Consider the following 26384-nt stretch of genomic DNA (forward strand, 5'->3'; position numbering starts at 1 on the left):
TTTTCATTCGGTGTTACGTCAAATGCTTGATAATGGCTTCTGCGACGAGCTGTCCTGATTTTGTCACCATCGGAGTGCCGCCGCCTGGATGACTTGTGCCGCCAACAAACCAAAGCCCTTCAATATCCTTTGATTGATTATTGATGCGAAAAAATGCCTGCTTGAATGAGTTTGACGACATGCCATAAATGGCCCCATGATACGCTCCCGTTTTTTGCTGTAAATCAAGCGGGGTTTGTACCGCTTCAAATTCTACAAGCTGGTCAAGATCAAAGAGACCCTTTTCCTTTAGTTTTGTTTTCATATGCTGGCCATATGTCTCCTTTAGCATGTCCCAATTTTGCTCTTTTGTCACATATGGCGCATTGGCCAATACAAACAAGTTACTTCGTCCTGGCCCTCCGCTTAAAGCTGGCTCTGAATGACCTGAATAACAGATGTAAAGCGTCGGATCATGAGGAAGCTGTTTTTTCTGAAAAATATCCTTGAATTCTTGTTCATAATTCTCTGGAAAAAACACGTTGTGATGAGACAATTGTTCATAGACTTTAGGGACGCCCAACAAAAGAACAAAACCTGATAACGATGGCTCAATGTTTGCCAGTTTTTGATTTCCAAAGCTCGGGCGGTCTTCTTCATCAATTAATTGGCGATAAACAGTCAGTGCATCTGCCCCCGCAATGACTTGATCTGCTTCATATAACTGCTGATCCGTTTCAACTCCTTGGATTCGCTTATTCTTCACATGAATCTTTTTGACTCGTTCATTGAGATGAATTTGGACACCCAATTCCTTTGCCAGTGTCTCAAATGCCTCAACTAAACGATACGTACCGCCCTTAATACCATAAATGCCTTTTTCTCCTTCTAAATAAGCCATCATATTAAAAATAGCAGGTGCCTCGTATGGAGAAGAGCCAATGTAAGTCGCATACCGGCCAAACATCGCCAATGTATGAGGATGACGAAAATATTGACGTAGCAAGCGCTGAACGGATGTAAAAGGTTTAACTGCAAGAAGGGCTTTCATTAACTTGATATCCGCTTTATCTTTCCAGCTCAATAATAAACGATTTAAAAACTGATCCTCTGCCATTTGAAAAAGCTTCTTCGATTCCTGTAAAAATGCCCGGTATCGCTTTGCATCCTCTGGACTAAAAACTGCAATTTGTGATTCCATTTGCTCAATATCTGGCGTAAACTCGACCGTATGTCCATCTGAAAAAACGTTTTTAGTAAGGGGGAAAATCGGATAAAACGTCACATAATCCTCCATTCGTCTATGACAGGAGGTAAATACTTCTTCAAAATACGCCTTCATTGTAATGGTACTCGGTCCTAAATCAAAAGAGTAGCCAGACGCTTGATGGCGTTGTAATTTCCCGCCTAATGCAGCTTCTTTTTCTAAAATGGTGACCTGGAAACCGCGTGACTGTAAGCGAATCGCAGCCGATAACCCGCCAAGTCCGCCGCCAATAATGATCACTTTTTTCATTCGTACCTTCTTCCTTTCCATTCATAGCCTTCTTTTTTCAGCCCAATTTTCATAGAAGCAAAACCAATGGCCATCAGGCTTATGATACTGACAGGCAATAAAAAGGCCATCGTAGACGTTCTTCCATTTTCGATATCAATGACCGCTTTAATGGATACACCCAGCCCGTAGCAAAGAAGGGCTAAACAGAGATTGACCACATCAAAATGAATCAGTGCGATCATAAAGCAAAGAACAGGAACTACATAAAGGACGGAGTATAAACAAAAGACACTGCTTAACAAAGCAATGTTTCGATTCACTCCCGGGAACAAATTTTTCCGATATCCTTCCCATACTTCCTGTCCACTCTCATACATTCTCATGTAGACAAAAGAATGAATACTTGCCAGTGTGAACGGAAAGCCCTTCGCTTTTACTCGTTTAGCCAAAGCCATATCATCCACAAGAGAATCCTTGATCGCTTCATGACCACCTATTTCGTGATAACAGTTCTTTTCAATGGCAATAAAACCGCCATGTGCTGCGGCAAAAGCAGGATGTTGAGATGTTCTGACCCACTTCACTGGCAGATGACAGCCAATCGTAAACATCATCATAGGAACGACAAGATGCTCAAAAGGCGTTCCCGTTTTTTGCTCTGGGAAACCTGAAAGCATGCCCGTTTTTTGTATGCATAACTGCTTGTACACCGCTTCAATAGCTCCTTGTTTTAAGCGGACATCTGCATCTAAAAATAACAGCCAATCAGAAGATGCTGCCTCAGCAAGCTGGGAACAAGCATATGATTTTCCAAGCCATCCTCGTTTCAGTACTTGACCTGACTGCACGCGAATCCATGGATATGTCTCTGCGAAGCCCTCTGCAATCATTCTCGTCTGATCTGTCGAGTGATCATCCAGCACGATCAACTCTTTCGGATGGAGACGCTGATCAACAATCGACTGAAGGCAGGCTTCCAGCCGTTTTTCTTCATTTCTCGCTGGAATGAGGATCGATAATGAAATGGGTTCATCAGGTGAAAGAGATGCCGGCTTGAGTACAGGAAATTGCTTCATATTCCAAATCGTAAACATCAATTGGCAGAGCAGCAAAACACTGATGACAATTAAGAAGACCGCCATGTTTTCACCCACTTTTTAAAGGAATCAAACGCATCACTAGTTGACCGGCTTGTCCTTGTTACCTGCCTAAATTGTTCGTTTGTTGAAAAATCTGGATCAGCAATAACCTGTGCTTGATGTGCGTTTAACTGTGTTTCAAGCAGGTCTCCGAGTAAACTTGTTACTTCCTTACTGCGAAGTGATCCGCCAGCTACTAGGACATCTTCTCCAAACTCAACCGATACCGTCGGTTTTTGAAATTGATTAAATGTATAATGTAGCGTTACAGGTTTGATGACGACCTGCTCAAATTGCCTGACTAAAAAAGAAGCTCCGCCTTCCAGTTCAAGCGGCCTTATGTCTTGGTGCATAATTTTCCCCTGCGGGAAGAGCCACACAGCCCCGCCAGCCTCCATCTTCTCCTTTGCGGTCATTAATGCCTGCTTGACACTTTTCAGCTTCTCTTTATGAACTGGAAATGCACCAAGTTTTTGAAAAAAAGCATATTGCTTCAACTGCTTCTCTTCCATCATCATGGCATGATCCAGCTCAGACATTTGTTCTATTAAAAGAAAAATGATCAGTCCATCCCACCATGAACTGTGATTAGCAAGATAAAGAACAGGATGTTTCTCCTTTGGGTCAACCGTACCTTTCATCATGACACAGCGAAAATGTTTGTTCAGTAAATATCGTTTAAGATAAAAATAAAAGAGTCGTCTAAACGATCGGTTTTTGTCGCTTTCTTTCAAATCGAACCCTTCCTTCACACAAGATGACAATGATCAGTGCTAAATAAAAAATGACATCCAGCCCGCCCTTTAATGCTAAAAGACCAAAGAAGAACACCATGGCCTGATAAATACGTCCATTCCAGCGCAATGCCTGCTGATCAATGGAAACGAGTGGGAACAGAAATGAAAGTCCTGCTCCAATGATACCCCAGCTGACAAAATTCTCAAAAGGGATACCAAAGAAACCTCCGCCGTCATACCACACCCAAAACTTTCGTTCAGCCGCTACCGGATCTAATATGAGATCAAGCAGCACAATCCATATACCCGTTTCGACGGCTCGCTTCCACTTCGATTGTTGTCTTGATAAAAAAAGACTATTTAAAAACACACCAACCCATGCAAAAGCGATCGTCAAAGGCACTCCCGCCACAAGAAATCCTAGCGTCGGATAATAATCATAGGCCCCAAAAGGAAAATCAGTTGTGATTCCCACCCATTCAACCGTAAACGTCAACACACCCACAATGGCTGCTCTTACGATCACAAAGCTCCATGCACCGTAGATATTTCGTCCAATCTCAATGACGCAGCAGGCGTAAAGCACAAGAAAGATACCATTCGCAAACTGAAGCCATGCCGGCACTTCAAAAAAGACCATTAAAATAAGACCCACTACATACCATCCAACAAATACCCAACTCAATCTATACACGAAACCGCTCCTTTATTTCTACCAAATTCAAGAAAGCATTCATGCTTCTAGTATAGAAAAAAAGACACGTTCTATAAATAAACAATGCGCTTCTTATTTCATCTAGGCACTCACCAAAAATCCCTTTTGACATACTTTAATTAGTGATCTAGAACAAAGGAGGCGAATTACTCTTGAATCGTTCCATTAAAGTCAGACTGGCATTCATATTCGTTGTCCTGCTCTTTATTCCATTTGTCGCCTGTAAAAAAGACCAAGAGCAGACCGTACAAGTAGCCGAGGTGACCCATTCGGTCTTTTATGCACCGCTTTATGTCGCCCTATCCGAAGGATTTTTCAAAGATGAAGGCTTAGAGGTTGAATTAAAAACCACTTGGGGCGGCGATAAAACAATGACAGCTCTCTTATCCGGCGGCGCTGATATCGCTCTGACCGGATCTGAATCTTCTATTTATGTGGAAGCACAAGACACGAAAGACTCTGTCATGAACTTTGCACAGCTGACACAAACAGACGGTACATTTCTTGTTTCAAGGGAAAAAATCAATCAATTCTCTTGGGATCAATTGAAAGGAAAGGACTTTCTCGGACAACGGAAAGGCGGCATGCCGCAAATGGTCGGTGAATATGTCCTGAAAAAAGAAGGCATTGATTTGAAACAGGATCTTCGCATGATTCAAAATATTGATTTTGCCAACATTTCAGGTGCTTTTTCCTCTGGAACTGGCGATTTTGTGCAGTTATTCGAACCGACAGCTTCCTTAATTGAAAAAGAAGGCAAAGGGTACATTACCGCCTCCTTTGGTGAGGCTTCCGGCAAGGTGCCTTATACCACCTTTATGGCAAAGAAGAGTTACTTAGAGGAAAACAAAGAGACAGCTGAAGCCTTTACTCGTGCCATTTACAAAGCGCAAAAATGGGTCAAAGCAAAGAGCCCAGAGGAGATTGCCAAGACAATCCAATCTCAATTTCCTGATACAGACCTTGATGTCTTATCAACAGCCATTAAACGCTACAAGCAGCAGAACTCCTACGCAACAGATCCCCTTCTAAATGAAGAGGAATGGAACAAATTACAGGAAATCATGAAGGCAAGTGGTGAACTGCCGGAATTTATCCCGTACAAACAACTTGTCGATACATCCATTGCCAAGAAGGTCACAGATCACAAATAGAACAGGAGGTAGCACATGTCTTTCCTTCAAATTGACCATGTGACCCACACGTACTTCTCTTTAAAAGAAAAAACAACGGCCATACAGCACATCAATATGGAGATCACTCAAGGTGAATTCATCTCATTTATTGGTCCTAGCGGCTGCGGGAAAACAACCTTGCTTTCCATCATCGCAGGCATTACGCCACCCTCTGAAGGTCGAATTTTAATCGAAGGAAAAGAACCGAATCAACAGGAGCATCAAATCGGTTATATGCTCCAGCAAGATTATTTGTTCCCATGGAAAACGATCAAGGAAAATGTCATTCTCGGGTTAAAAATTGCAAAACAAGATTCACATGAAGCCACCTCAGCTGCCCTTAGCTTACTGCCAAAGCTTGGACTCAATGATGTCGAAGAAAAATACCCGAAGGAGCTGTCAGGCGGGATGAGGCAGCGTGCGGCTCTCGCCCGAACGCTTGCAGTTGATCCCGGCTTGCTTCTGCTAGATGAGCCATTTTCAGCACTAGATTACCAGACGAAACTGACATTAGAAGACCTCGTCTTTCACACATTAAAAAACTACCAAAAAACGGCTGTTCTTGTCACGCATGACATCGGTGAAGCCATTGCGATGAGTGATCGCATTTTCTTATTCTCAAAGCATCCCGGCTCTATCCAGCGAATGTTTACCGTCCCCGATGATCTGAGGGCACTCTCTCCTTTTGAAGCGAGACAGACAGCCAGTTTCCAAGAGCTCTTTCAAACGATTTGGAAGGAGCTGAAGACAGTTGAAACACAGTGATCTTTTACATGAAGCCTATCGAAAAAAAGTTCGAATGGAAAAACGCATGACGCGAGTCTACCAGTTGATCATTTTCGCCAGTTTCTTTTCACTTTGGGAGCTTGCGAGCCATTTCAGACTGATTGACCCGCTCATTTTCAGTTCACCATCTGCTGTCTGCCAATTGTTTTTACAAAAATTATCAGATGGTTCATTAATCAATCATATGAGCATTACGCTATTTGAAACAGTGCTCGGCTTTCTACTTGGTACTTTTTGCGGCATTTTATTAGCCGCCGCCTTATGGTGGTCCACCCGTCTTGCAAATGTCCTTGATCCTTATTTGGTTATTTTAAATGCGATGCCGAAAGTCGCTCTCGCCCCCATTTTAATTGTTGCCCTTGGACCAGGCATGATCAGCATTGTCGCGATGGGTGCCATTATCAGTGTGATCATTACCACCATCGTCATTTATACAGCCTTTCAAGAAGTCGATGAGAATTATTTAAAAGTCATGAAAACCTTTGGCGCAAAAAAAAGAACGGTCTTCCGTGAGGTCATTTTGCCAGCAAGTATTCCAACGATGATCTCTGCCATTAAGGTCAATGTTGGTCTTTCTTGGGTTGGGGTCATTGTGGGAGAATTCCTTGTATCCTCAAAAGGACTCGGCTATATGATCATCTATGGCTTTCAAGTCTTCAACTTTACACTCGTGTTCTTAAGTCTTTTCATTATCGCCGTCTTCGCCACCATCATGTATCAGCTTGTTGAATGGCTGGAGCGCCGTTTTCTGCAAAAATAAAAAGCACAGGGTCATGTCCCTGCGCTTTTTTTAACGAATCAAACCGTTCTTTTCTAAATAAGCAAGACTTTGTCTCAAGACATCATCTTTCATAATAAAACTGAAATTTTTATTTTTTGCGATGGATCTTGGTAAGTCTGCGAAAAGAACGGGTCCTTTCGTTTCAAAATACGTGTCCTGCTTGACGAGCCTTTCAATATCGGCGAAATAAATATTTTTGACAATGACTTTCTCTCTGCCAAGCACCTGATATTGACCAATATACGTTAATTCACGAACAACAGCACCCGTCTCTTCGTGAATCTCTCGTATAGCGGCTTGATCTGCTTCTTCATTTGGCTCTACTTTCCCTCCTGGAAACTCGTAGCCTCGATCCTCATGTTCAGTAAGTAGCCATTTTCCTTGATAGCGGCAAATAGCCCAAACATGCTTAGGATGACTTGAAAAAGGCTGCTCTTCAAAAGAGAGCTTGACCGTATTATGATAATAGTCTTTAAATACATGCATGTGAAATCCCTCATATCCTGTCCTTGCTTCTTGTAAAACATCATACCACAGATCACATTTCTCTGAAGAATTTTTATGAAAAGTGAAACAAACGAGTGCTTCTATCTCGTCTGTATGTAAAATAAGTATTCTTGCTAAAACCTTTTTATCATCTCCATCCTCATCCCATTTTAATCATGAAACCTTTTGCCCATGACGACGTAAATCAATAAGTGTTTGTCCTACACAGACGAGGAGGAAACCAGCATGAGCATCACAAATGGATCAAAACAAGAAAATAACAAAGCATGGCCAATGAGGCAACATGAGAAAGAAGACGCTTCTCTTGAGGCAGTGAAGAAACACCTCATGAAAGGACAAAAGTTAGATTTAACAAAAGACAATCCAAATATAGATCAAATTCATATCGGACTTGGCTGGGACTTATCTGGTCAGCCAATTGATTTAGATACGCAAGTGTTTCTCTTAAATGAAGAGGACAAGCTTCTGTCTCCAAAACACCTGATCTATTATCATCAGCAGCAAAGCTTAGATGGAGCTGTTCGCCATCTAGGTGATCATCAGGTCGGCGGAGGCCATCGGGACAATGAGATCATCATTATGCAGCTAAGCAGAGTCTCACCCGATATTCATAAAATCGTCGTAACTGCCACCATACATGATGCACACGAGCGGGCACATCATTTCGGACAGGTGACCAATGCCTACTTGCGCCTTTCAGATCAAATCACACAACAGGAGATTTGTACCTTTCAGTTAACAGAAGATTATTCATTTTGTACATCCATCATTTGTGCTGAACTAACGAGAGTTGAGAACGAATGGAAAATCACCGCTACCGGACAAGGTACGATCCTTGATTTAAACGACCTATGCCGCATCTACGGATTCACATCTTGACAAAGGAAAGGAGCTGGCACAAATGGGATTTCATTTCAACACGATCGAAGAACTGACCTTACAAGCAGAAGGCAACGGGATCTTTTTTGCCAAAAAAGGCGCTATGATTGCCGATCAAGGTACATTTCAATACCGTAAACGATTACTTGGGACGAATAAAGGAAATATGGTCAGCCAAGTATTTAATCATATTAGCAGAAAGTTAACAGGTGAAAACCTTGAGATGATGGAAGTGAGTGGACAAGGCACTTGCTACTTGGCTGATTCTAGCGAGCATGTGACTGTCATCAATCTTGAGCCGAACGGTCCTTGGCAACATGTTAGCGTGGAAAGTGAAGATTTACTTGCCTTTACTGAAGAATGTCACTATGGCGTGACACCAGTAGGCGTTGGGATTTTATCACAAAAAGGGCTATTTACTTCAAAGCTCTCGTATCAAGGTCACGGGGCGCAGGTTGCCATCAAAACAAATGGAAACCCGCTGATTTTAAAAGCACCTTGCCGTGTAGATCCTGACGCCATTGTCGCTTGGACGGGCAAAGCACCGAAAGTCAAATTAGATGTGAACTGGAAAACGTTCATTGGACAAACATCAGGCGAATCCTACTTGTTTGAATTTCATGAACAGGACCAAATTGTGATTATCCAGCCATCTGAACGAACATCTGGAATGCGGGTCGGGATAGATGATAACCGGTACAAACCCCAGAGTCAGAGTACCTCACACGAAATCACCAACTCACAGCAGGAAAATAGAGGCGGAATCAGTGATCTGATCGGCGGCATCTTACAGCCTCGAAAATAAAAGCATGTAGAATGTCTCTACATGCTTTTTCAATTCATCAGTCCATTCGTCTCAATAAAGTTCTTTGTCTCTTCGTTACCGAGATCATGAATCATCGAGTAAATCTCTTTTCTTTTCCTATCCATTTCGTCATTTGGACTATCATAATGATATTCAAGAAATGGAACATGCGCCCGAAAGAAACCTTTCCAATCTGTCATATACTGTTCATCAAAATACTCTCTTAACTGCAAGATTTGGTCATCTTCTGCTTCTATCTGAAATTGCCAAGCAGCCGCATCTCTGTGCTGTGAGATCGATCCGTCTTGAACGGATACATAGTATGTGTGTCTCGCCATCTGATTCATCCTTTTTCCTTTAGTATGACCAGATATGAAGAAATTACGGCTTTTTGCGCAATTTATTTTTCATCATGTCTAACACATCAATAAACAACTGTGGAATAGGAATTCCGAGAGCTCTGGCTGTTGAGACAATCTGGTACGATTCATAAATAATATAAAAGATGAGCGCTAAATCCTTAATTGTCCCCCCAGTCTTCAGCATGACATCGAAGAAATGTGCCATGGATATTAAAGAAATCGTCACAACCTTTCGAACAAGCCTGGTTAAAAAACGCTTCATCGTAAGTTGTCCAGTCACAGATTCCCTTAGGCTTGAACAAATTAATTCAATAGCCATTAGTGTTACTAATATCATGAGTAAATATCCTGCTCCACCAAACAGAAAGCCCATTGCCGACAAACTGACTGTAAACAACGAAAAGATGCCTAAATCCTTGCTCACTTGGCATCAACATCCTTTCATAGTGGAACTTCTTACCTCAATAGTATATGCCGCATTTGATGAATAGCTTGGACGACAAAAAATAAAGGCATGGTTAGCTGTGCAAAAAATTCGTGAAGCGCATAAAAAGAGCCGCCTGTGACGGCGGCTTTCTTGGTTAAACTCTGACATCAATAAACGTAGCGTCTGAATCTTTGGGCTGAACAGCTTGAGGCTGCTGCTGCACTTGATCGAGCATCACCATAGCTTGTGCTGTGTTCGTGGCAAGCTGTGAATTCAATAAACTGATATTGAGTGTTTTTTGAATACTCGCCACTTGCTGGCTCATCATTCCTGCAATTGAGGACATTTTCTCCCCTCCCTTCCCTTTTCTCTTCGGCTGAAAGCCCCATCAATTCAATGGGCTGTCTGTCACAAATCCATAAAAAAAGAATGCCGATCTGTTTAATGATCGACATTCCTTTCACATTCGCTTATCCTAAATATGCTTTTAGCATCCAGTTGTGTTTTTCAATGGATTGATGAATCGCAAGCAGCATATCACCTGTTGTTTCATCGCCAACTTCTGCAGCCAGCTCCATGCCTCGCTTAAGTTCTTCTGCAATATTAGAGAAATCATCATACAGATTTTTCACCATTTGCTCGGCTGATTCATTGCCTTCCGCTTCTTGAATGCTAGAAATTTCTAAGCACTCTTTCATTGTCGCAACAGGTTGTCCATTTAATGCGAGCATACGCTCAGCCAAATCATCGATATAAGTGGCTGTTTCTGTATATAATTCCTCAAATTTTTCATGGAGTGTAAAGAAATCTTTTCCCTTTACATACCAGTGATAGTTATGTAATTTTACGTAAAGCACAGTCCAATCTGCTACTTGTTTATTGACGACGTTTAATAATTTTTCAGACATGTTGATTCCTCCTTATGTAGTTGCGTTTAGTATGGGATTACCCTTTTTTTATTATACTGAAACCTGCCATCATTTTCTTCTATTTTGACCGCATGAAATATATGTTAATATGGAAATAAGGAGGGAGTTAGATGCTGTTACTTGGGATTATCAGCTTTATCATTATCTCAATCGTTGTCTTTTTATCACTGTGGACGACATCAAAGGCTTATGATTACAAGCATAAAGTCGATTCACCACAGGATGCTGAACCAAACCAACGTCCTAACCCAAAATAAAACCGCTTTCAATGATGTGAGGTATCTTCTTCTTCAGTAGATGAACTCTCTTTTTTCACATCACCTACATGGATGTTTGTCTTCGGCATATTATGCTGCTGTTTAGCTGTCACATGGACTTGTATGATATAAAGGCCATCTTGTTTGAAAGCTGTATGCAATTCATATACACCTTTCTCCTTTTTCTTTGGCTGAATCATCTTGCTGTTATCCTTGTCGCCATCTTTCCACACTTCAAATTCAACATCATCTGCATCATCAACAGGCGTATCACCATATGTGACAGCTGCTTTTACGATAACGTTTTCATTTTTCTCCACTTGCTCCGGCCCTGTTAGTTTGACTTCTAATAGCTCAGGCACTTCTCCCTTGTCATTGCTCGCTGCCGAGTTTCCACATGCACTAAGTAATGCGAGCATCAAAATGATTCCTACCATTTTCCGCATTCGTGTATCCCCCTTTTTTTACTGACATGTCCATTTTAACAAATATCCCCTATTTTAACAGCTCTCATTTCATTTCATATAAAAAACCGGACATTCAATATGTCCGGTTCATCATCTTACTGATTATCCAAATACTTTTAATAGCTCTTCTTGATCCTGAGACAGCCAGAAACGCATTAAACGTTTTGCTCCTTCAAGATCATGAAGCTTCGCTTGACCGCACTGCTCTTCATTTGCAGCAGGAATTTCTGTTACTTCCACTGCATCTTTGAATGTTGCATCAAGCAGTTCAACGATCTCTCTTGGTGTCGGTGCACCGCTGACAACTAAATAGTAGCCAGTCTGGCAGCCCATCGGAGAAATATCAATGATATCAAAATGATCGTATTTCTCTGAGTGTGTTCTAATATTAAACGCAAGTAAATGCTCTAATGTATGAATCGTATCAGGTTTCATTGCCTGCTTGTTTGGCTGACAAAAACGGATATCAAATTTGTTCACTTCTCCATCTGATCCCACTTTATGAACGCCGCAATGACGAACGTAAGGTGCTTTTACAGCATTATGGTCAAGTTCAAAGCTTTCAACTGAAGGCATTAATCACCACTCCTATAATTGCAATTTCCTATATTATAACATATTGTTCCGACCAGTTTAGTTTATAAAACTTCCCTTCCTTGTCCTTTTTTCTTATACTGTGAAAAGACAGACAAGGAGGAACCTCTATGAAACAAATTTTTATCGGCATCATTCGCTTTTATCAAAAATGCATTTCCCCTCTGACACCGCCGAGCTGCAGGTTTTACCCCACTTGCTCAAACTACGGGCTAGAGGCGATCAAAACGCATGGCGCTTTAAAAGGCGGCTGGCTCACAATCAAGCGAATTTTAAAATGTCACCCGCTGCATCCTGGAGGCATGGATCCAGTCCCACCTAAAAAGGAAAAATAACTTACTTTTCTTCATAACCGTTGACAACTAAGTCAAGCTTACCTGTCCCAGGATCAATCACTAGACCATGCACAGGCACATCAGATGGAAGAAGCGGATGATTTTTAACGACAGACACACTGTCCTTCACGCTATCTTCAACTGAGCTAAAGCTTTTGAGCCACTGTTGAAAATCGATTCCTGAGTATTCCAGTACTTCAATTCGTTTTTCGGGAATACCGCGCTCAACGGCTTTATTTAATAGGGTTTGGCTGTCTATTTTACTCATCCCGCAATCGTGGTGCCCGATCACATAAACTTCGTCAGCATTCAATTCATAAACAGCCACTAAAATGCTTCGCATAATACTTCCAAATGGGTGAGAAACAAGAGCGCCAGCACTTTTGACAATTTTAATATCGCCATTTTTCATGTTCATGGCGCGAGGAAGCAGTTCAACAAGTCTTGTATCCATACATGATAGAATGACAGCTTTTTTCTGTGGAAACTTCGTTGTTGTAAACTCTTCATATCGCTTCTCTTCGCAAAATTGTTGATTGTACTCGATGATTTCGTCTAAAAGTTTCATAAGTTTGTCCATTCCTTTTTCTTTTTTTAAAAATAAATATAGCACAATGTTTTAAATTTCGTCACGTTTTGACGTCTATTTTTTTAGAGGAAACATCTTCTGATGAAAATTTTTTATTTTCCTCTTTTCAAATCGTAATTATTACGATACAATAACTCAGGACATTAAATCGTAATCATTTCTATCTAATAGGTTGAGAGGAGACATTCTTAGATGAAAAAAATCTTTTTTATTTTAACAGCTGCTTTATTAGCGGTCGGTCTTGCCGCTTGCTCAAGCAGTGCGGGGACAAATGCTTCAAAAGGAAAAGCAGACGGGAAATTAACCATTTACACGACGATCTTCCCTATTCAAGATTTCACTGAAAAAATCGGCGGCTCTCACGTGAACGCTCAAAGTGTGTATCCTGCCAATGCAGATGCACACAGCTTTGAACCAAGTTCAAAAACGATGGTTGAAATGGCTGAAGGAGATGCCTTTATTTACAGCGGAACAGGCGCTGAAGCATTTGCTGATAAAACGGCTTCTACGTTAAAAGACCAAGGCGTGAAAACAGTGAAAGCAGCCGAAGGAATCAAGCTATTATCAACACAAGAAGAACATGCTCATGAAGAAGGTGAGGACCATGATCACGATCATGAAGGTGAAGATCATGACCATGATGGACACGACCATGGAGATAAAGATCCCCATGCATGGCTAGACCCTGTTTATGCACAGCAAATGGCAAAAAACATTAAAGACACACTTGTTTCACTAGATCCAGATCATAAAGACGAATACACAAAAAACTATGAATCACTAAAAAAAGAATTACAATCGTTAGATCAGGAATTCAAAACAACGTTATCTAAAGCAAAACATAAAGAAATTCTTGTTTCTCACGCAGCATACGGCTACTGGGAAAAGCGCTATGGCATTGAGCAAATCAGTGTACTAGGACTCTCTGCTTCTGAAGAGCCTTCCCAAAAACAGCTTGAAAATATCGTACAACAGGCAGAAAAGCATCACATCAAGTATGTCATTTTTGAAAATAACGTCAGCAGTAAAGTATCAGATACGATTCGCAGTGAAATTGGGGCAAAAAGCCTTACACTGAAAAATCTAGAATCCATTACAGAAGATGATGCTAAAAATGGTGAAAGCTATGTCAGCTTAATGAAACAAAATTTAAACACATTAAAAACAGCTTTAAATGTTGAATGAATTCATGAACCCCGTGCGATCAGCCGGGGTTTTTTACTGCACAAAAAAACACACCATGATCAGGTGTGTTTCTTTGTTTACATTTGATATTTTTTCTTAAACTGCTCCGCTCTGCCGCCTTTTTCTCCAAATTTCTGGCGTCCTGTATAAAATGGATGCGTATCAGAGCTTGTCTCTACTTTAATGACAGGATAAGTCTTCCCATCCTCCCACTCTACGGTCTCATGTGATGTCTTTGTTGATCTACTTAAGAAGCGGTAACCGCTGTTTACGTCCATAAATACAACTTCATGTGAGGTTGGATGAATATCTCTTTTCAATGTCAAAACTCCCTTCATCATTAAAACGTAACGATTACGTTTTATAATTATATTCTACTCCCTCTTTTACAACTTGTCAAAAAACAAGCTTTCTTAGTCAGGAAGAATAATCTAAAAATGGTGGAGAATAATAAACACCATAAAAAGAGATGCGATAAGAAAGGCGGAGAAAAAATTGACTGATCTCGTTTTAGCTAGAAGTCTGTTCGGCACAACAATGGGCTTCCATATTATTTATGCCTCGCTTGGCGTAGGCATCCCGCTAATGATTTTGTTAGCTGAACTCATCTTTCAAAAAACGAAGGACCCGCATTATGCCATCATGGCCAAACGATGGACAAAAGCGCAGGCTGTTCTGTTAGGGGTCGCCATTCCAACCGGTACCATTGCTGGTACGCAGCTTGCCCTTCTATGGCCTGGTTTTATGGAGGTCATCGGAAAGGTCATGTCACTGCCATTTCAAATAGAAATTTATGCTTTCTTTATTGAAGCATTATTTATGTCTATTTATGTGTACGCAGCAGATCGTTTATCACCAGCCATGCGCATCATTACCGTTATTTTCGTTGTCATTGGTGCAGCAGCTTCAGCGATTCTCATTACAAACGTACATGCTTTTGAAGGAACACCCGCTGGCTTTCAAATGGTCAATGGAGAAATAACGAATATCGAACCTTGGAAGGCATTTTTCAATCCTAGTTTTGTTGTAACTGCTACACATGTAGTACTGTCTGCTTTTACAACAGGCGCTTTTGTCATTGCTTCTGTCGCTGCATTTAAAATGTTGAAAACAAGAAAAAACGAAAAGCTCTATACCTTTCATCGAAAAGCCCTTTTTCTTGGACTGATTGTAGGCGGACTTTTCTCTTTTCTCACAGCCTTAAACGGTCACGAATCAGCTCAGCTTCTGTATGAATATCAGCCTGAAAAATTAGCGGGTGCTGAAGGTTTATTTGAAACGCAATCCCATGCGCCTCTGGCCATTGGCGGTTTTACTGATGCCAATACGCAAGAAATCAAAGGAGCTATCGAAATCCCTTGGGCGCTTAGTTTTCTTGCAGGAAATAGCTTTGATACTGTGGTTAAAGGGTTAAATGATTTTCCTAGGGACGAGTGGCCGCCTTTATTTATTCACACATTATTTAATGGAATGGTCATTATCGGCTCATTGCTCATTTTCTTTGCTGTGTTAGCACTGTTTTACCGCAAAATTTTAAAACGCGAACATTACCCAAAATGGCTGCTTGTCCTTTATTTATTTGGCGGGCCCCTTAGTCTCTTGGCGATTGAATTTGGCTGGATCTTTGCCTGTACAGGCCGTCAGCCATGGGTGATTTATCGAATGCTCAAAACCTCTGAAGTCGTCACATCATCAGGATCTATCGGTACACTTTTCATCCTTTTTGCCATTGTCTATCTCATTTTAGGCATCGCAACTGTGATTGTACTGACGTACTACTTTAGAAAACATTCAATTGAAGAAGACTTACGGTTAACAGAATCTTAAAAAGGGAGCGATCTTGATGCAAATGGATGTAACAACTGATGCACTCATTGCAATCACCATCTTATGGGGATTCGTGTTTATCTATGCAGTGATGGCATCAATGGATTTCGGTGCAGGATTTTGGTCAATGATTTACATGAACAAAGAGCAGACAAAGGCCGCAAATATCGCAAATAAGTATCTTTCTCCAACTTGGGAAGTAACTAACGTGTTCATTGTAGCCATCGTCGTTGCCTTGTTTAGCCTGTTTCCAGGTGCAACATTTGTGCTAGGCACTGTTCTATTAATACCCGGCAGCATTATTTTGTTGCTTCTTGCACTGCGAAGCGGATTTCTCGTCTTCTCTCATTCACTGCCTAAAAAATATAGAAAAGCCGTTACATATATTTCAGGAATTAGCGGCTTTATTATTCCGTCCATTCTCATCATGGTTCTCCCCATTACACATGGTGGATTCATCTTTCAGGAGAATAATGTCTACTCATTAGATTTAGGATTGGTCTTTACAAGCGCAAATGTCTATTCTTTCGTAGGTTTTGCGATTTTCAGTACCCTTTTTCTCTCATCTTTGCTTTTAGCTGATTTTTCTAATGTTGCAAACGAAGATGAGGCTTATAACATTTATAGAAGAGGAGCACTGATTACGGGTCCTCTTTCTCTCATGATGGCTTTCTTTATCATGCTCACACTGAGAAGTGAGGCCAATTGGCTGTTCACAAAAATGATGCAGAACATCCCGATCCTTCTTGTTTCTCTACTCATGTTTTTGCTTGCAGGTTTGGCTCTATTTTTACCAAACAGTCGCTTTAAACATCGGAAAGGGAGACCACGTTTAGCGGTTATCGCCATTACAATTCAATATTTCTTAGCAAGCTATGTGTATGGACATGCGCATTTGCCCTATATGGCCTATCCTGATATTACCATCATGTCTGGGTTTACAGATCCCGTCACATTTAGGGCATTATTTATTACGTATATTGTAGGGTTTATCATCCTCTTCCCTGGGTTCTACTTCTTCTGGAAATTGTTTATGAAAGATAAGCGTTATATTCGTCAGGAAGATTAACATGAATGAACGCCCCTTACTTCGGTTACATTATAGATGAAAGACATACTCAAAAGGAGGTCATCTGTATGAGTCAAAAAATCCTTTGTGAAGTAAACAACTGTTCCTACTGGAATGCTGGAAATCGTTGTGGTGCAGATGCAATTTATGTCGTCAGCCATACAGGAAATACGGCTGAGAAAAGTGAAGAAACTGACTGTAAAACATTTAAACCTCAAGACCTTTAAGTCTCATTAAAGGAGGCGCTTCGCTTTGAAAAACGATCGGCTTGCTCAAACGTTTCTTGAAGAAATTCAGGACGCGGACGAGGCTGCATTTTATCAAGCAGCTCACTCCTTTTTAAATCTTTGGGATTATGAATACGGACATGTTTCCGACATGCCCAATGACATGTATCAGTATATTGGACAGCTTGCTTACGACAGCGGGCTTGTAGAAGAGTAAGAAAGAGCGGATGACCGCTCTTTCTTTTTGTTCAGACAGGAAGGAAAAACTTCCCTCAACTATACAGTGGTTCTATGGATGGTGCAAATGGCGATTCATTCGTTTTCATTTCACAAAATCATGTTTTGTAAACACATCAATTTTATCTGAGAAAGAACGAAGCGCTTGATAATCAACTTCTACGCCCATACCTGGAGAACGAGGCACCTCAATAAACCCATTTTCAACTTTAATTTCAGGAAAAATGATATCCTGCTCCCAATATTTCGACGATGCTGAAATATCCCCAGGAATCGTAAATTGCGGAAGTGATGCAAGTGCCACGTTTTGCGCGCGAGAAATGCCTGTTTCAATCATTCCCCCGCACCATAACGGAATCTGCTGCTCCTTGCAGAACGCATGAATCTTAAGAGCTTCAGTCAGCCCTCCAACTCGTGAAGGCTTCACATTAATAATCTGACAGCTTCCAAGTTCTACAGCTTTTCTCGCATCATCTAAAGAACAAATACTTTCATCCAAACAGATTGGTGTTTTTAAATGCTTTTGCAAATGCCGATGATCGACAATGTCATCTGCGGCTAAAGGCTGTTCAATCATTAATAAACGAATATCGTCGAGCTGCTTCAGTTTGCTAATATCTTTTAATTCATAAGCAGAGTTTGCGTCCGCCATTAACGGAAGGTGAGGGAAAGACTCTCTTATCTTTTGTAGAAGTCCAATATCTTGTCCCGGCTTAATCTTCACTTTCACACGCTGATAGCCTTGATCAACAAACTGCTCTATTTGCTGAATCATATCATCTATTGGTCCTAACCCCGCAACGACACCAGATGGAATTCTATCTCTAGTACCGCCTAAGACGTCACGTAAGGACTTATTTTCTCGCTTCGCATAAATATCCCACACAGCTGCCTCAATTCCCGCTTTGGCCATTCTATTGCCTTTAAAATGGTACAAGCTGTCTGGTATGTCCGAAGGATGTGTAAAAGATCGGGTCAGCACGTTCGGGATAAAGAATGCCCTCAGCATGTGATAGCAGGTCTCGATGGTTTCTTCTGTATACCACGGAGAAGAGAAGGCAGATACCTCTCCCCATCCAGTTAATCCTGTTTGATCTTTGACCTCGACAATAATAAACTCACGCTCTGAAATGGTCCCAAGGCTCGTTGTAAATGGCTGTTTGAGTTTCATCGTGACATGATATAAGATCACACGTTCAATTTGAATCATCTAAAAACCCCTTTGATTTGAGTCTGTGCCTCTGCAATTTATTCGACGCATTCCTTGGCAGCTCATCCACAAAGTGAAAAGCGGCGGGCCATTTATACTTGGCTAATTGCGACTGACATAAAGCATAGAGCTCATTCTCCGGAATCTGCTCATCTGTCACAAGGAAGGCAGCAGGTACCTCTCCCCATTTTTTATCATACATACCCGTCACTCCGGCTTCCTTTACATTTGGATGTGTTAAAAGAACTGCTTCAATTTCTGCTGGATAAATATTTTCTCCGCCAGAAATAATTAAGTCTGACCGCCGATCAAGCACAAATAAGAATCCGTCCTCATCTACATAGCCAATATCACCCGTTTTCAGCCAGCCCTGCTCAAATGCAGCAGCTGTTGCCTCTTGACGATAAAGGTAGCCTTTCATGACATTTGCACCTTTTACCATGATTTCACCATGCTCAAAAGGACGACACGGACGGTTCTCATCTTGAATCTTTAATTCACACCCAAAAAGGGGCTTTCCCGCTGATCCAAGCTTTTCCACACTAAATTCAGGCGCAAGCGTCACAATTTGCGAGCAGGTCTCCGTCATACCGTACGATTGAAACACAGGAAATCCTTTCTCCTTACTCTCTTGAAGCATCGCATAAGGTGCAGGACCTCCCCCTAACAACAGGCAGCGCAAAGATGATGGACATTCTTCAAGTCCACTTAATAAACGGGACAGCATGGTTTGTACAACTGACAACATCGTCACTCGATGCTGTTCAATAGCATTCTTGACTTCATCGACATCAAACTTTTGATGAAGCACGACAGTCATACCGTATATGACAGATTTAAATATAGCGGATAAACCGCTTATATGAAAAAGAGGCAAAGCAATGAGCCAGCGGTCGTCCTCCCTGATCCCTAAATTCAATGCCGAGGAAACAGCACTATGAAAATGATTGCCAAACGTTTGCTCCACCCCTTTAGGGCGTCCTGTCGTTCCAGATGTATACATAATCGTCGCCGTCTCATTTAAATCAATATCATGTAAGACCTTCTTTTCCATATCATGATCTGCATCAGGTAAAGTCTCTATTGTATAAACAGGTAAATCACCATGATGCTCATTTTCATATGCAGGCTCTGTTAATAAAGCCATGACTTTCGCATCTTTCAGCTGAAAACGTCTCTCTGCTTTTGTTAACTTATTGTTCAATAACACAATCTTGAAGCCTAATAAAAAACAAGCGTGAACAAGCATGACCATGTGAGGATGGTTGTTCATTAAAATCGCAACCGTATCCCCTTTTTTAAAAGATGCACGTGTCAGTCGATTTGCAAGTTGGTCTACATCATTCGCTAAATCACGAAATGTCCACTCTTTGTCTTGATAAATGAGTGCGACCCGGTCTGGCGTTAAATACGCACGGTGCAGCAGCCAATTCGGTTGCTTCATCATGACACCTCCTTTTCATAAAAGAAAACAGCTCAGTCTGATGCACTAAGCTGTTTTCATCCATATCATTGAATCAAGGGAAACGAGGGAACTGACCGAAGTCTGGCTTCCGTTTTTCCTTAAAGGAATCGCGTCCTTCTTTTGCTTCATCTGTTGTGTAATAAAGAAGGGTCGCATCTCCTGCAAATTGCTGAATACCAGCTAATCCATCTGTGTCCGCATTAAATGCAGCTTTCAAGAATCGTAAAGCAGTAGGGCTCTTTTCTAGCATGTCCTCACACCACTTCACTGTTTCTTCTTCCAGCTGCTCTAATGGTACAACTGTGTTGACAAGTCCCATATCAAGCGCTTCTTGTGCATTGTATTGACGGCATAAGTACCAGATTTCTCTTGCTTTCTTATGACCCACAATACGTGCAAGATAGCCAGATCCATAACCAGCATCAAAGCTGCCCACTTTTGGTCCTGTTTGTCCAAAAATCGCATTGTCTGCTGCAATGGTAAGGTCACACACGACATGAAGCACATGCCCGCCGCCAATCGCATAGCCCGCAACCATCGCAATAACTGGTTTTGGAATGACACGAATTAAACGCTGTAAGTCTAGGACGTTTAGACGTGGAATTTGATCGTCTCCTACATAGCCGCCATGACCGCGTACTTTTTGGTCTCCACCTGAACAGAATGCTTTTCCTCCAGCACCTGCAAGGACAATGACACCAACATCTGAATTGTCGCGAGCACGTGAGAATGCATCAATTAATTCACTTACAGTCTTTGGTGTAAATGCATTATGTACATGCGGACGGTTAATGGTGATTTTTGCAATCCCATTATATGTTTCATATAAAATTTCGTCATACTGACGCTCAGTTTGCCATTCAATAGCCATCAATATTTCCTCCTCTAATCTTGCGATAAAATAAACTCACTTACTATTTTACCAAAAAAATGTGGTTGTTCCACATGAACTGTATGCCCGGCATGCTCTACTACTGTGAATTGACTGTATTCAAGCTCCTGCTGCATACGTTTGGCGATGTCACAGAACTTTTTATCAAGTGTTCCGCAAATGAGTAAAACAGGCTGTTTTATCTGCTTTAATGCTTCCCACATAGACGGCTGTGAACCGGTTCCTATACCTTCTAAGCTGCGAGCCAGCCCGTTAGGATCGGCTTTTAGCCTTCCCTCTCTCAGTTGCGTTAGCCTGTCCGCTGGCAAGGATTTCTGCGAAGCAAACAGCGGAATGTTCTCCCAAAAATCCACAAACTGCGCTAATCCTTCATGTCTGATCTTTTGAGCTAGCTGATGATCATGATTCAGCCTCGCCATCCGCTCTTTAAAAGAGTTCAGCCCTGGAGATGTACTCTCAAGAATCAACTTGTTTACACGTTCTGGATAACGGGAGGCAAATGATAAAGCAATACGCCCTCCCATAGAATATCCGAGAATGTTCACTTTGTGAAGCTTTAATTGATCTAAAATTTTAGCAAGATCTGCCAGCTGCTGGGACATTGCATATCTTCTTATACTCTTTGGTGAGTCTGTGCGGCCATGTCCAAGCAAGCTGACCTGAATCAACCTCGTATGTTTTTCTGTATAAGTATTTAAAAAAGCCCAAGAAGCTGCACTCCCTGTAAAGCCATGTAAACATAACGTGGCATTTTCAGCAGATGGGTTATGGTCTATCACCTCATACGACACACCATCGTGCATTCGTATTATGAGTGAAGGCATTCTTTTTTCACTTCCCTCAATATCTCGTCCATCATTTGGCGATGTTTGCCCACGCGAGAATGCCGGTCAGTTTCAATCTCAATTAAATGAAGCCCTGGTTCTTGGATATGCGCCAAGTACACATCTTTTAACTCTTCTTTCGTTGTCGGCTTCGAATAGGTTCCCCCATATAGCTTTGATGCATACTCAAAATTCAACCCAGTCGGCGTACCAAAGAGCTTTTCATAATACGGTTCATCGGATGCCTGCGGAAGGAAAGAAAAGATTCCTCCACCATCATTGTTTAACAACACAACCGTGAGCGGAATGTCCATTAGCTTAGCTGCAAGAAGACCGTTCATATCATGGTAAAAAGACAAATCACCGATGACTAAAGTGATGGGTTGTTTCAAGGCTGCATATGTTCCAAGAGCTGTGGACACAACACCATCAATGCCATTTGCTCCGCGATTCGCCATCATCCGAAACGGTTTTGACTGCGTTTCAAAAAAGGTATCGACATCTCGAATAGGCATACTATTTCCGATAAAGAGCACACTCTCTTTTGGCAAAAGGTGCTGCAGCTGACGATAGACATTTCCCTCAAATGTCAGGTCCTCATCATTGTATTGATTTGCATGCATTCTAAAAGAAGAATTGACACTCTGCCAGCGTCGTAAGTAAGATGTATCCTGACGCTTTTCCGCTCTCATCAAGACTTCTTCTACAAAAGAGGCTACATGACTTTCAATCATGTATGATGCGCTTAAACCAGGATCTCGATAACCACCCGCAGCATCGACGACAATCTGCTTCACTTCCGCATGCTTTTCCAGCCACTTAAATAAAGGCTTAGACACAGGCATCGGTCCAAAACGAATGACCATTTCAGGCAAGAGATGCTGCTGCAATGCCTCATCTTTTAACAAAGAATCGTATGCATCTATAATGTATTCTTCACTTTCATGTCCATTTCGCAAAAGAGAAAGCGGGTCAGCTAAAATTGGCAGATGCAAAGCTTTTGCAAGACGTAACACTGACGCCTGCTCTTCCACCGAGTGAAGTTCACCAGCAACAATGATTCCTTTTGCCGCTTTGTTCATGATAGACACTAATTCTGACATAACCCGATCATCCGGGCGAGCTTGACCTGCTGCTAAAACTTTGTTCGCAGCTCCTTCTTCTCTATCAAAAGGATCAATAGACAAGTCAGGTAGCAATGGTTCTCTCAGCGGCACATTCACTTGAACTGGTCCCTTTGGCTCCTGCATAGACACATGACTTGCCCTAGCAGCAGCAGTTTGGACATACCGCAGCATCGTTTGGCTTTCTTCTGGCAAAGCTAAGTCTGTGAACCATTTAACAAACTTACCGAATAAGAATTGCTGATCAATCGCTTGAGGTGCCCCAACCTCCCTCAATTCGTGCGGCCGATCAGCAGTTAAAACAATCAGTGGTACCCGAGAATAATGTGCCTCGACAACAGCTGGGTAAAAGTTAGCTGCTGCCGTACCTGATGTACAAATGAGTAGCACTGGTGTTTGGCTCGCTTTCGCAAGACCCAATGCATAAAAAGCAGCAGACCGTTCATCCACTAACACATGGACATTGATCTCTTGATGAGCAAGAGCGAGCATCGCAAGCGGTGTTGAACGGGAGCCAGGACAAACAACTGCCTCCTTCACACCACTTTGCACAAATTCATCCATTAATCTGCCAATATATCTTGTCATGATTTGATTATTCAATAGGACGACCTCCAAGAGCAGACAGCATTGGTCTTAATTTCACTTGCGTTTCTTCATACTCTTGTTTTGCAAGGGAATCCTCTACAATTCCACATCCAGCAAACAAACGAACTTGGTCTTCCTCAATAAGACCTGATCGAATGGCGACAGCAAATTCTCCATTGTCCTTAGAATCAATCCATCCCACTGGCGCCGCATACCAACCGCGTTTCAACGGTTCGATTTCACGAATCACCTCTACCGCTTTTTCCTTAGGATATCCTCCAAGCGCTGGTGTTGGATGAAGCTGTTCAATTAATGAAAAGAGTGAACAGCTGCTTTTGATTTCTCCCACAATGGGTGTAAATAAATGCTGAATGTTTTTCGTTTTATAAAGACTTGGTTGATTTGGCTTATGCACATGATGGCAGTTTGCTTCAAATGCCTGCTCAATCATATTCACGACAATTTGATGTTCAATCAAATTTTTCTCATCATGAAGCAGTTCCTCACCTAGTGCCAGATCCTCTACTTCATCTTGACCACGTACAATGGAACCTGCCAAACACGATGAAAAGACTTCACCACCGCTTTTTTTCACTAAACGTTCAGGCGTCGCCCCGACAAATGCTTGTCTTCCCTGCTCTATAGCAAATACATAACTCGTTGTTTGATGTTTTAGTAATTCTGCTAATAGTGGAGCGAGTTCTATTTGATTTTTATAGTGAAGCAAGACTTCTCTTGCTAAAACAACCTTTTCATATTCGTTCACACGAATGTGTTCTGTCGCTTCATGGATTGCTTTCATCCATTCCTGGACATCTAACTCTTCCATATGAACAAGCTCAGCTTGTCCATGATTTCTGACAGGCAATGCATCAAAATTAGAAGCTTTCTGTTCTAACTCTTGAATGAGCTGATGAACATTCCCGTCCACCTCGTTCCATTGATTGATCGTTAGAAACGTGCCTTCTTTGGAAACAGTCAGCATCATCGATGGCACAAAAAAATGAGCCTCGCCAAATGCTTCCCAGTGACGCGCCTTCTCTTCATATGGATCAAATGAAAATCCTCCAAATAAAAGCGGACCAACTGCCGCTTGCTTTAACTCCTTCTCATCATGAAAATGGAACATATGCTGTTTCAGCTGCTCCCATTCTTGATGGACGATATTGAATCGTTCTTTGCCTTGCTCTGATGATTTAATCACGGCCGCTCTGCCAAGTCCAGAAAATATCATTTGGCTTTCTGGATCAGACCAAAAAAACCGCTCGCCTAAAAAATCCGCTTCGCCGCTTTGGAAAAAGGCAAGAGGATCCAGATCGTCAACTCTTCTGGAGTAGCTTATCAAAACAGCATGGTTGACGTTATTCGCTTCTTCTAATGTCGCAAGCGCTTCCTGCCGGAAAGTACTTTGCACTGTTGTCACCATGATACATTCCTCCAAAATCCATGAAATAACATATAAAAATAAAACCATCATGTAAAAAAATACATGAACATTCGAGTATGTCGAATGACCTGCTTTTCTATTATAAACCTTAACAGATGAACTTAGTAAAGAAAACAGCTTTTAAAACCTCGAATCCTTATTATATCACGCTTTCAAGATTTTTTCGCTCCCGCTTATTGAAATGAGAACATCCCTTAAAAAATGGTAAGACCTGTTCGAAGATCAAGCTTTCTCTCTAGATGGGAACGATTAGCAAACATCTTTTTCTTGTTTCATCGCATCAATATATTGACACCTTTTTGAACTTTGCTAAACTGGAATTTGGACGTGTACGTATTTTTTTATTTAAAGGAGTATATTTTATGCAGCATCAATCGATATCAGATCAGCTTTCACCAATTAAGCCTGATAAAAACTGGCGGATTTGGTGGAATTTACTACGACCGCATACATTAACAGCGGCATTTATTCCCGTTACTTTAGGAACTGTCCTAGCACTTCCGAGTGGTCAAATACATGTTGGGCTATTTTTAGCTATGCTATTTGCATCGATGTTTATCCAAATTGCAACGAACATGTTTAATGAGTACTTTGATTATGTTCGCGGATTGGACAATGAGAAATCTGTCGGTATCGGCGGAGCGATCGTGAGAAACGGTGTAAAACCAAAAACAGTTTTAGGCCTCGCTTATGCCTTATTCGCGCTTTCTTTATTACTTGGGATCTATATTTGCATGATGTCTAGCTGGTGGATTGCACTCATAGGACTAATTTGTATGGCAGCAGGCTATTTTTATACCGGTGGCCCTGTACCAATTGCTTATACACCATTTGGAGAACTTGTATCAGGTGCTTTTATGGGACTAGGCATCATTTTAATTAGTTTCTATATCCAAACAGGAACATTGACATCAAAAGCTGTGCTCGTTTCATTACCTATCTCTATTTTAGTTGGTGCCATCTTACTGTCGAACAATATCCGTGATTTAGACGGTGATAAAGAGAATGGACGAAAGACACTTGCTATCCTAGCTGGACGTAAAGCGGCCGTCAACATCCTACTTTCCATGTTTGTGATCTCATATGTACTCATTTTTGTTTATATCTTTATGGATATCGTGGGTCTTTGGAGCCTTCTTGTCTTACTCAGTGTGCCAAAAGCTTATACAGCCATTAAAGAATTTAAGCAAAAAGAAAAACCAATTGAATTAATGAATGCCATGAAGTCGACAGCACAAACCAATACGTTTTTTGGTTTCCTGTTAACGATCGCATTGATCTTACAATACTATCTCGCATAACACGAAACGCCTGCAGCCGCAGGCGTT

At 41.5% G+C, this 26384-nt stretch carries 32 protein-coding genes; 13 read left to right on the forward strand and 19 right to left on the reverse strand.

Going from position 1 to position 26384, the window contains the following annotated elements; genetic code table 11:
- Window positions 1-13: 13 nt before the first annotated feature.
- Genes crtI through NST09_RS14035 form a run of 4 tightly spaced genes read right to left on the reverse strand, consistent with a single transcriptional unit; the run spans window position 14 to window position 4047 of the window.
- Complete coding sequence (gene crtI / locus NST09_RS14020) at window positions 14-1495, reverse strand: phytoene desaturase family protein (protein ID WP_342493064.1); 1482 nt, start codon at window positions 1493-1495, stop codon at window positions 14-16.
- Window positions 1492-2619 carry a glycosyltransferase gene (locus NST09_RS14025; RefSeq protein WP_265785005.1) on the reverse strand — a complete coding sequence of 376 codons (1128 nt, stop codon included), beginning with the start codon at window positions 2617-2619 and terminating at the stop codon, window positions 1492-1494. The genes crtI and NST09_RS14025 overlap by 4 nt, the downstream gene beginning before the upstream one ends.
- Complete coding sequence (locus NST09_RS14030) at window positions 2604-3350, reverse strand: lysophospholipid acyltransferase family protein (RefSeq protein ID WP_017367904.1); 747 nt, start codon at window positions 3348-3350, stop codon at window positions 2604-2606. The genes NST09_RS14025 and NST09_RS14030 overlap by 16 nt, the downstream gene beginning before the upstream one ends.
- Window positions 3319-4047, reverse strand: a complete 729-nt coding sequence (locus NST09_RS14035) for a carotenoid biosynthesis protein (protein WP_017358367.1) — start codon at window positions 4045-4047, stop codon at window positions 3319-3321. The genes NST09_RS14030 and NST09_RS14035 overlap by 32 nt, the downstream gene beginning before the upstream one ends.
- Before the next feature lie 173 nt (window positions 4048-4220).
- On the opposite strand from NST09_RS14035, the gene NST09_RS14040 reads away from it, so the two are divergent.
- The 3 genes from NST09_RS14040 to NST09_RS14050 are packed head-to-tail and all read left to right on the forward strand — an operon-like array spanning window position 4221 to window position 6789.
- On the forward strand, window positions 4221-5222 hold the full coding sequence (locus NST09_RS14040) for an ABC transporter substrate-binding protein (protein ID WP_081114384.1): 1002 nt from the start codon (window positions 4221-4223) through the stop codon (window positions 5220-5222).
- 15 nt (window positions 5223-5237) lie between these two features.
- Entirely contained in the window at window positions 5238-6008 is a 771-nt protein-coding gene (locus NST09_RS14045) for an ABC transporter ATP-binding protein (RefSeq protein ID WP_017367905.1), read from the forward strand.
- On the forward strand, window positions 5995-6789 hold the full coding sequence (locus tag NST09_RS14050) for an ABC transporter permease (RefSeq protein ID WP_342493065.1): 795 nt from the start codon (window positions 5995-5997) through the stop codon (window positions 6787-6789). Before NST09_RS14045 ends, NST09_RS14050 begins: the two co-directional genes overlap by 14 nt.
- Window positions 6790-6819: 30 nt before the next feature.
- Here the strand turns inward: NST09_RS14050 and ytkD are convergent, their stop codons facing one another.
- Entirely contained in the window at window positions 6820-7296 is a 477-nt protein-coding gene (ytkD, locus tag NST09_RS14055) for an RNA deprotection pyrophosphohydrolase (protein ID WP_008342951.1), read from the reverse strand.
- Between the two features lie 246 nt (window positions 7297-7542).
- Between ytkD and NST09_RS14060 the strand changes: the two genes are divergently transcribed.
- Together NST09_RS14060 and NST09_RS14065 are read left to right on the forward strand one after the other, a co-directional pair.
- Window positions 7543-8196: a TerD family protein gene (locus tag NST09_RS14060; RefSeq protein WP_342493066.1), complete on the forward strand. Its 654-nt coding sequence runs from the start codon at window positions 7543-7545 to the stop codon at window positions 8194-8196.
- Window positions 8197-8218: 22 nt separating this feature from the next.
- Window positions 8219-9001 carry an AIM24 family protein gene (locus NST09_RS14065; RefSeq protein WP_008342947.1) on the forward strand — a complete coding sequence of 261 codons (783 nt, stop codon included), beginning with the start codon at window positions 8219-8221 and terminating at the stop codon, window positions 8999-9001.
- A 29-nt stretch (window positions 9002-9030) separates the two neighbouring features.
- Here the strand turns inward: NST09_RS14065 and NST09_RS14070 are convergent, their stop codons facing one another.
- The 4 genes from NST09_RS14070 to NST09_RS14085 all read right to left on the reverse strand — a co-directional run bounded on the left by NST09_RS14070 (window position 9031) and on the right by NST09_RS14085 (window position 10698).
- Window positions 9031-9339 carry a hydrolase gene (locus tag NST09_RS14070; protein WP_342493067.1) on the reverse strand — a complete coding sequence of 103 codons (309 nt, stop codon included), beginning with the start codon at window positions 9337-9339 and terminating at the stop codon, window positions 9031-9033.
- A gap of 43 nt (window positions 9340-9382) precedes the next feature.
- The gene (locus NST09_RS14075) at window positions 9383-9787 is read right to left on the reverse strand and encodes a phage holin family protein (protein WP_039964161.1); all 405 of its coding nucleotides are present in this window, start codon (window positions 9785-9787) and stop codon (window positions 9383-9385) included.
- A 157-nt stretch (window positions 9788-9944) separates the two neighbouring features.
- Entirely contained in the window at window positions 9945-10136 is a 192-nt protein-coding gene (locus NST09_RS14080) for a hypothetical protein (protein WP_008342942.1), read from the reverse strand.
- A 124-nt stretch (window positions 10137-10260) separates the two neighbouring features.
- Complete coding sequence (locus NST09_RS14085; RefSeq protein WP_007501934.1) at window positions 10261-10698, reverse strand: Dps family protein; 438 nt, start codon at window positions 10696-10698, stop codon at window positions 10261-10263.
- 131 nt (window positions 10699-10829) lie between these two features.
- Between NST09_RS14085 and ytzI the strand changes: the two genes are divergently transcribed.
- Window positions 10830-10976 carry a YtzI protein gene (ytzI, locus tag NST09_RS14090; protein WP_017358370.1) on the forward strand — a complete coding sequence of 49 codons (147 nt, stop codon included), beginning with the start codon at window positions 10830-10832 and terminating at the stop codon, window positions 10974-10976.
- An 8-nt stretch (window positions 10977-10984) separates the two neighbouring features.
- Here ytzI and NST09_RS14095 read toward each other — a convergent pair whose 3' ends face one another.
- Together NST09_RS14095 and NST09_RS14100 are read right to left on the reverse strand one after the other, a co-directional pair.
- Window positions 10985-11422 (reverse strand): FixH family protein, encoded by a 438-nt coding sequence (locus NST09_RS14095; RefSeq protein WP_008342936.1) that lies wholly within the window; start codon window positions 11420-11422, stop codon window positions 10985-10987.
- Window positions 11423-11545: 123 nt separating this feature from the next.
- The gene (locus NST09_RS14100) at window positions 11546-12019 is read right to left on the reverse strand and encodes an S-ribosylhomocysteine lyase (protein WP_008342935.1); all 474 of its coding nucleotides are present in this window, start codon (window positions 12017-12019) and stop codon (window positions 11546-11548) included.
- Window positions 12020-12147: 128 nt separating this feature from the next.
- On the opposite strand from NST09_RS14100, the gene yidD reads away from it, so the two are divergent.
- Entirely contained in the window at window positions 12148-12372 is a 225-nt protein-coding gene (yidD, locus tag NST09_RS14105; RefSeq protein WP_008342933.1) for a membrane protein insertion efficiency factor YidD, read from the forward strand.
- Window position 12373: 1 nt separating this feature from the next.
- On the opposite strand, the gene NST09_RS14110 is transcribed toward yidD, so the two are convergent.
- Complete coding sequence (locus tag NST09_RS14110) at window positions 12374-12940, reverse strand: carbonic anhydrase (RefSeq protein WP_019743673.1); 567 nt, start codon at window positions 12938-12940, stop codon at window positions 12374-12376.
- Window positions 12941-13153: 213 nt separating this feature from the next.
- Between NST09_RS14110 and NST09_RS14115 the strand changes: the two genes are divergently transcribed.
- Window positions 13154-14146: a zinc ABC transporter substrate-binding protein gene (locus NST09_RS14115; protein ID WP_025207846.1), complete on the forward strand. Its 993-nt coding sequence runs from the start codon at window positions 13154-13156 to the stop codon at window positions 14144-14146.
- Between the two features lie 77 nt (window positions 14147-14223).
- Here NST09_RS14115 and NST09_RS14120 read toward each other — a convergent pair whose 3' ends face one another.
- The gene (locus tag NST09_RS14120) at window positions 14224-14466 is read right to left on the reverse strand and encodes a type B 50S ribosomal protein L31 (RefSeq protein ID WP_017358374.1); all 243 of its coding nucleotides are present in this window, start codon (window positions 14464-14466) and stop codon (window positions 14224-14226) included.
- 175 nt (window positions 14467-14641) lie between these two features.
- On the opposite strand from NST09_RS14120, the gene NST09_RS14125 reads away from it, so the two are divergent.
- The 4 genes from NST09_RS14125 (at window position 14642) to NST09_RS14140 (ending at window position 17486) form a co-directional block, all read left to right on the forward strand.
- A complete protein-coding gene (locus tag NST09_RS14125; RefSeq protein ID WP_035391038.1) occupies window positions 14642-15973 on the forward strand; it encodes a cytochrome ubiquinol oxidase subunit I in 1332 nt (443 codons plus the stop codon).
- Window positions 15974-15995: 22 nt separating this feature from the next.
- Complete coding sequence (locus NST09_RS14130) at window positions 15996-17042, forward strand: cytochrome d ubiquinol oxidase subunit II (protein WP_169476099.1); 1047 nt, start codon at window positions 15996-15998, stop codon at window positions 17040-17042.
- Window positions 17043-17110: 68 nt separating this feature from the next.
- Window positions 17111-17269 (forward strand): DUF1540 domain-containing protein, encoded by a 159-nt coding sequence (locus tag NST09_RS14135; protein WP_008360682.1) that lies wholly within the window; start codon window positions 17111-17113, stop codon window positions 17267-17269.
- A gap of 25 nt (window positions 17270-17294) precedes the next feature.
- On the forward strand, window positions 17295-17486 hold the full coding sequence (locus tag NST09_RS14140; RefSeq protein WP_008342920.1) for a hypothetical protein: 192 nt from the start codon (window positions 17295-17297) through the stop codon (window positions 17484-17486).
- Window positions 17487-17591: 105 nt separating this feature from the next.
- On the opposite strand, the gene menC is transcribed toward NST09_RS14140, so the two are convergent.
- The 6 genes from menC to NST09_RS14170 form a co-directional block, all read right to left on the reverse strand.
- Entirely contained in the window at window positions 17592-18716 is a 1125-nt protein-coding gene (menC, locus tag NST09_RS14145; RefSeq protein WP_008342917.1) for an o-succinylbenzoate synthase, read from the reverse strand.
- Window positions 18703-20163, reverse strand: a complete 1461-nt coding sequence (locus NST09_RS14150; protein ID WP_336750553.1) for an o-succinylbenzoate--CoA ligase — start codon at window positions 20161-20163, stop codon at window positions 18703-18705. The genes menC and NST09_RS14150 overlap by 14 nt, the downstream gene beginning before the upstream one ends.
- Window positions 20164-20233: 70 nt before the next feature.
- Complete coding sequence (gene menB, locus NST09_RS14155; RefSeq protein WP_008342913.1) at window positions 20234-21052, reverse strand: 1,4-dihydroxy-2-naphthoyl-CoA synthase; 819 nt, start codon at window positions 21050-21052, stop codon at window positions 20234-20236.
- 14 nt (window positions 21053-21066) lie between these two features.
- Window positions 21067-21897 (reverse strand): 2-succinyl-6-hydroxy-2,4-cyclohexadiene-1-carboxylate synthase, encoded by an 831-nt coding sequence (menH, locus tag NST09_RS14160; protein ID WP_217816456.1) that lies wholly within the window; start codon window positions 21895-21897, stop codon window positions 21067-21069.
- Window positions 21882-23624: a 2-succinyl-5-enolpyruvyl-6-hydroxy-3-cyclohexene-1-carboxylic-acid synthase gene (menD, locus tag NST09_RS14165; RefSeq protein ID WP_217816455.1), complete on the reverse strand. Its 1743-nt coding sequence runs from the start codon at window positions 23622-23624 to the stop codon at window positions 21882-21884. Before menD ends, menH begins: the two co-directional genes overlap by 16 nt.
- Window positions 23617-25035: an isochorismate synthase gene (locus NST09_RS14170; protein WP_116307307.1), complete on the reverse strand. Its 1419-nt coding sequence runs from the start codon at window positions 25033-25035 to the stop codon at window positions 23617-23619. Before NST09_RS14170 ends, menD begins: the two co-directional genes overlap by 8 nt.
- A 383-nt stretch (window positions 25036-25418) precedes the next feature.
- On the opposite strand from NST09_RS14170, the gene NST09_RS14175 reads away from it, so the two are divergent.
- On the forward strand, window positions 25419-26357 hold the full coding sequence (locus NST09_RS14175) for a 1,4-dihydroxy-2-naphthoate polyprenyltransferase (RefSeq protein ID WP_116307309.1): 939 nt from the start codon (window positions 25419-25421) through the stop codon (window positions 26355-26357).
- Window positions 26358-26384: the final 27 nt, after the last annotated feature.

Source organism: Bacillus sp. FSL W7-1346 (assembly GCF_038593335.1).
Lineage (GTDB): Bacteria > Bacillota > Bacilli > Bacillales > Bacillaceae > Bacillus > Bacillus altitudinis.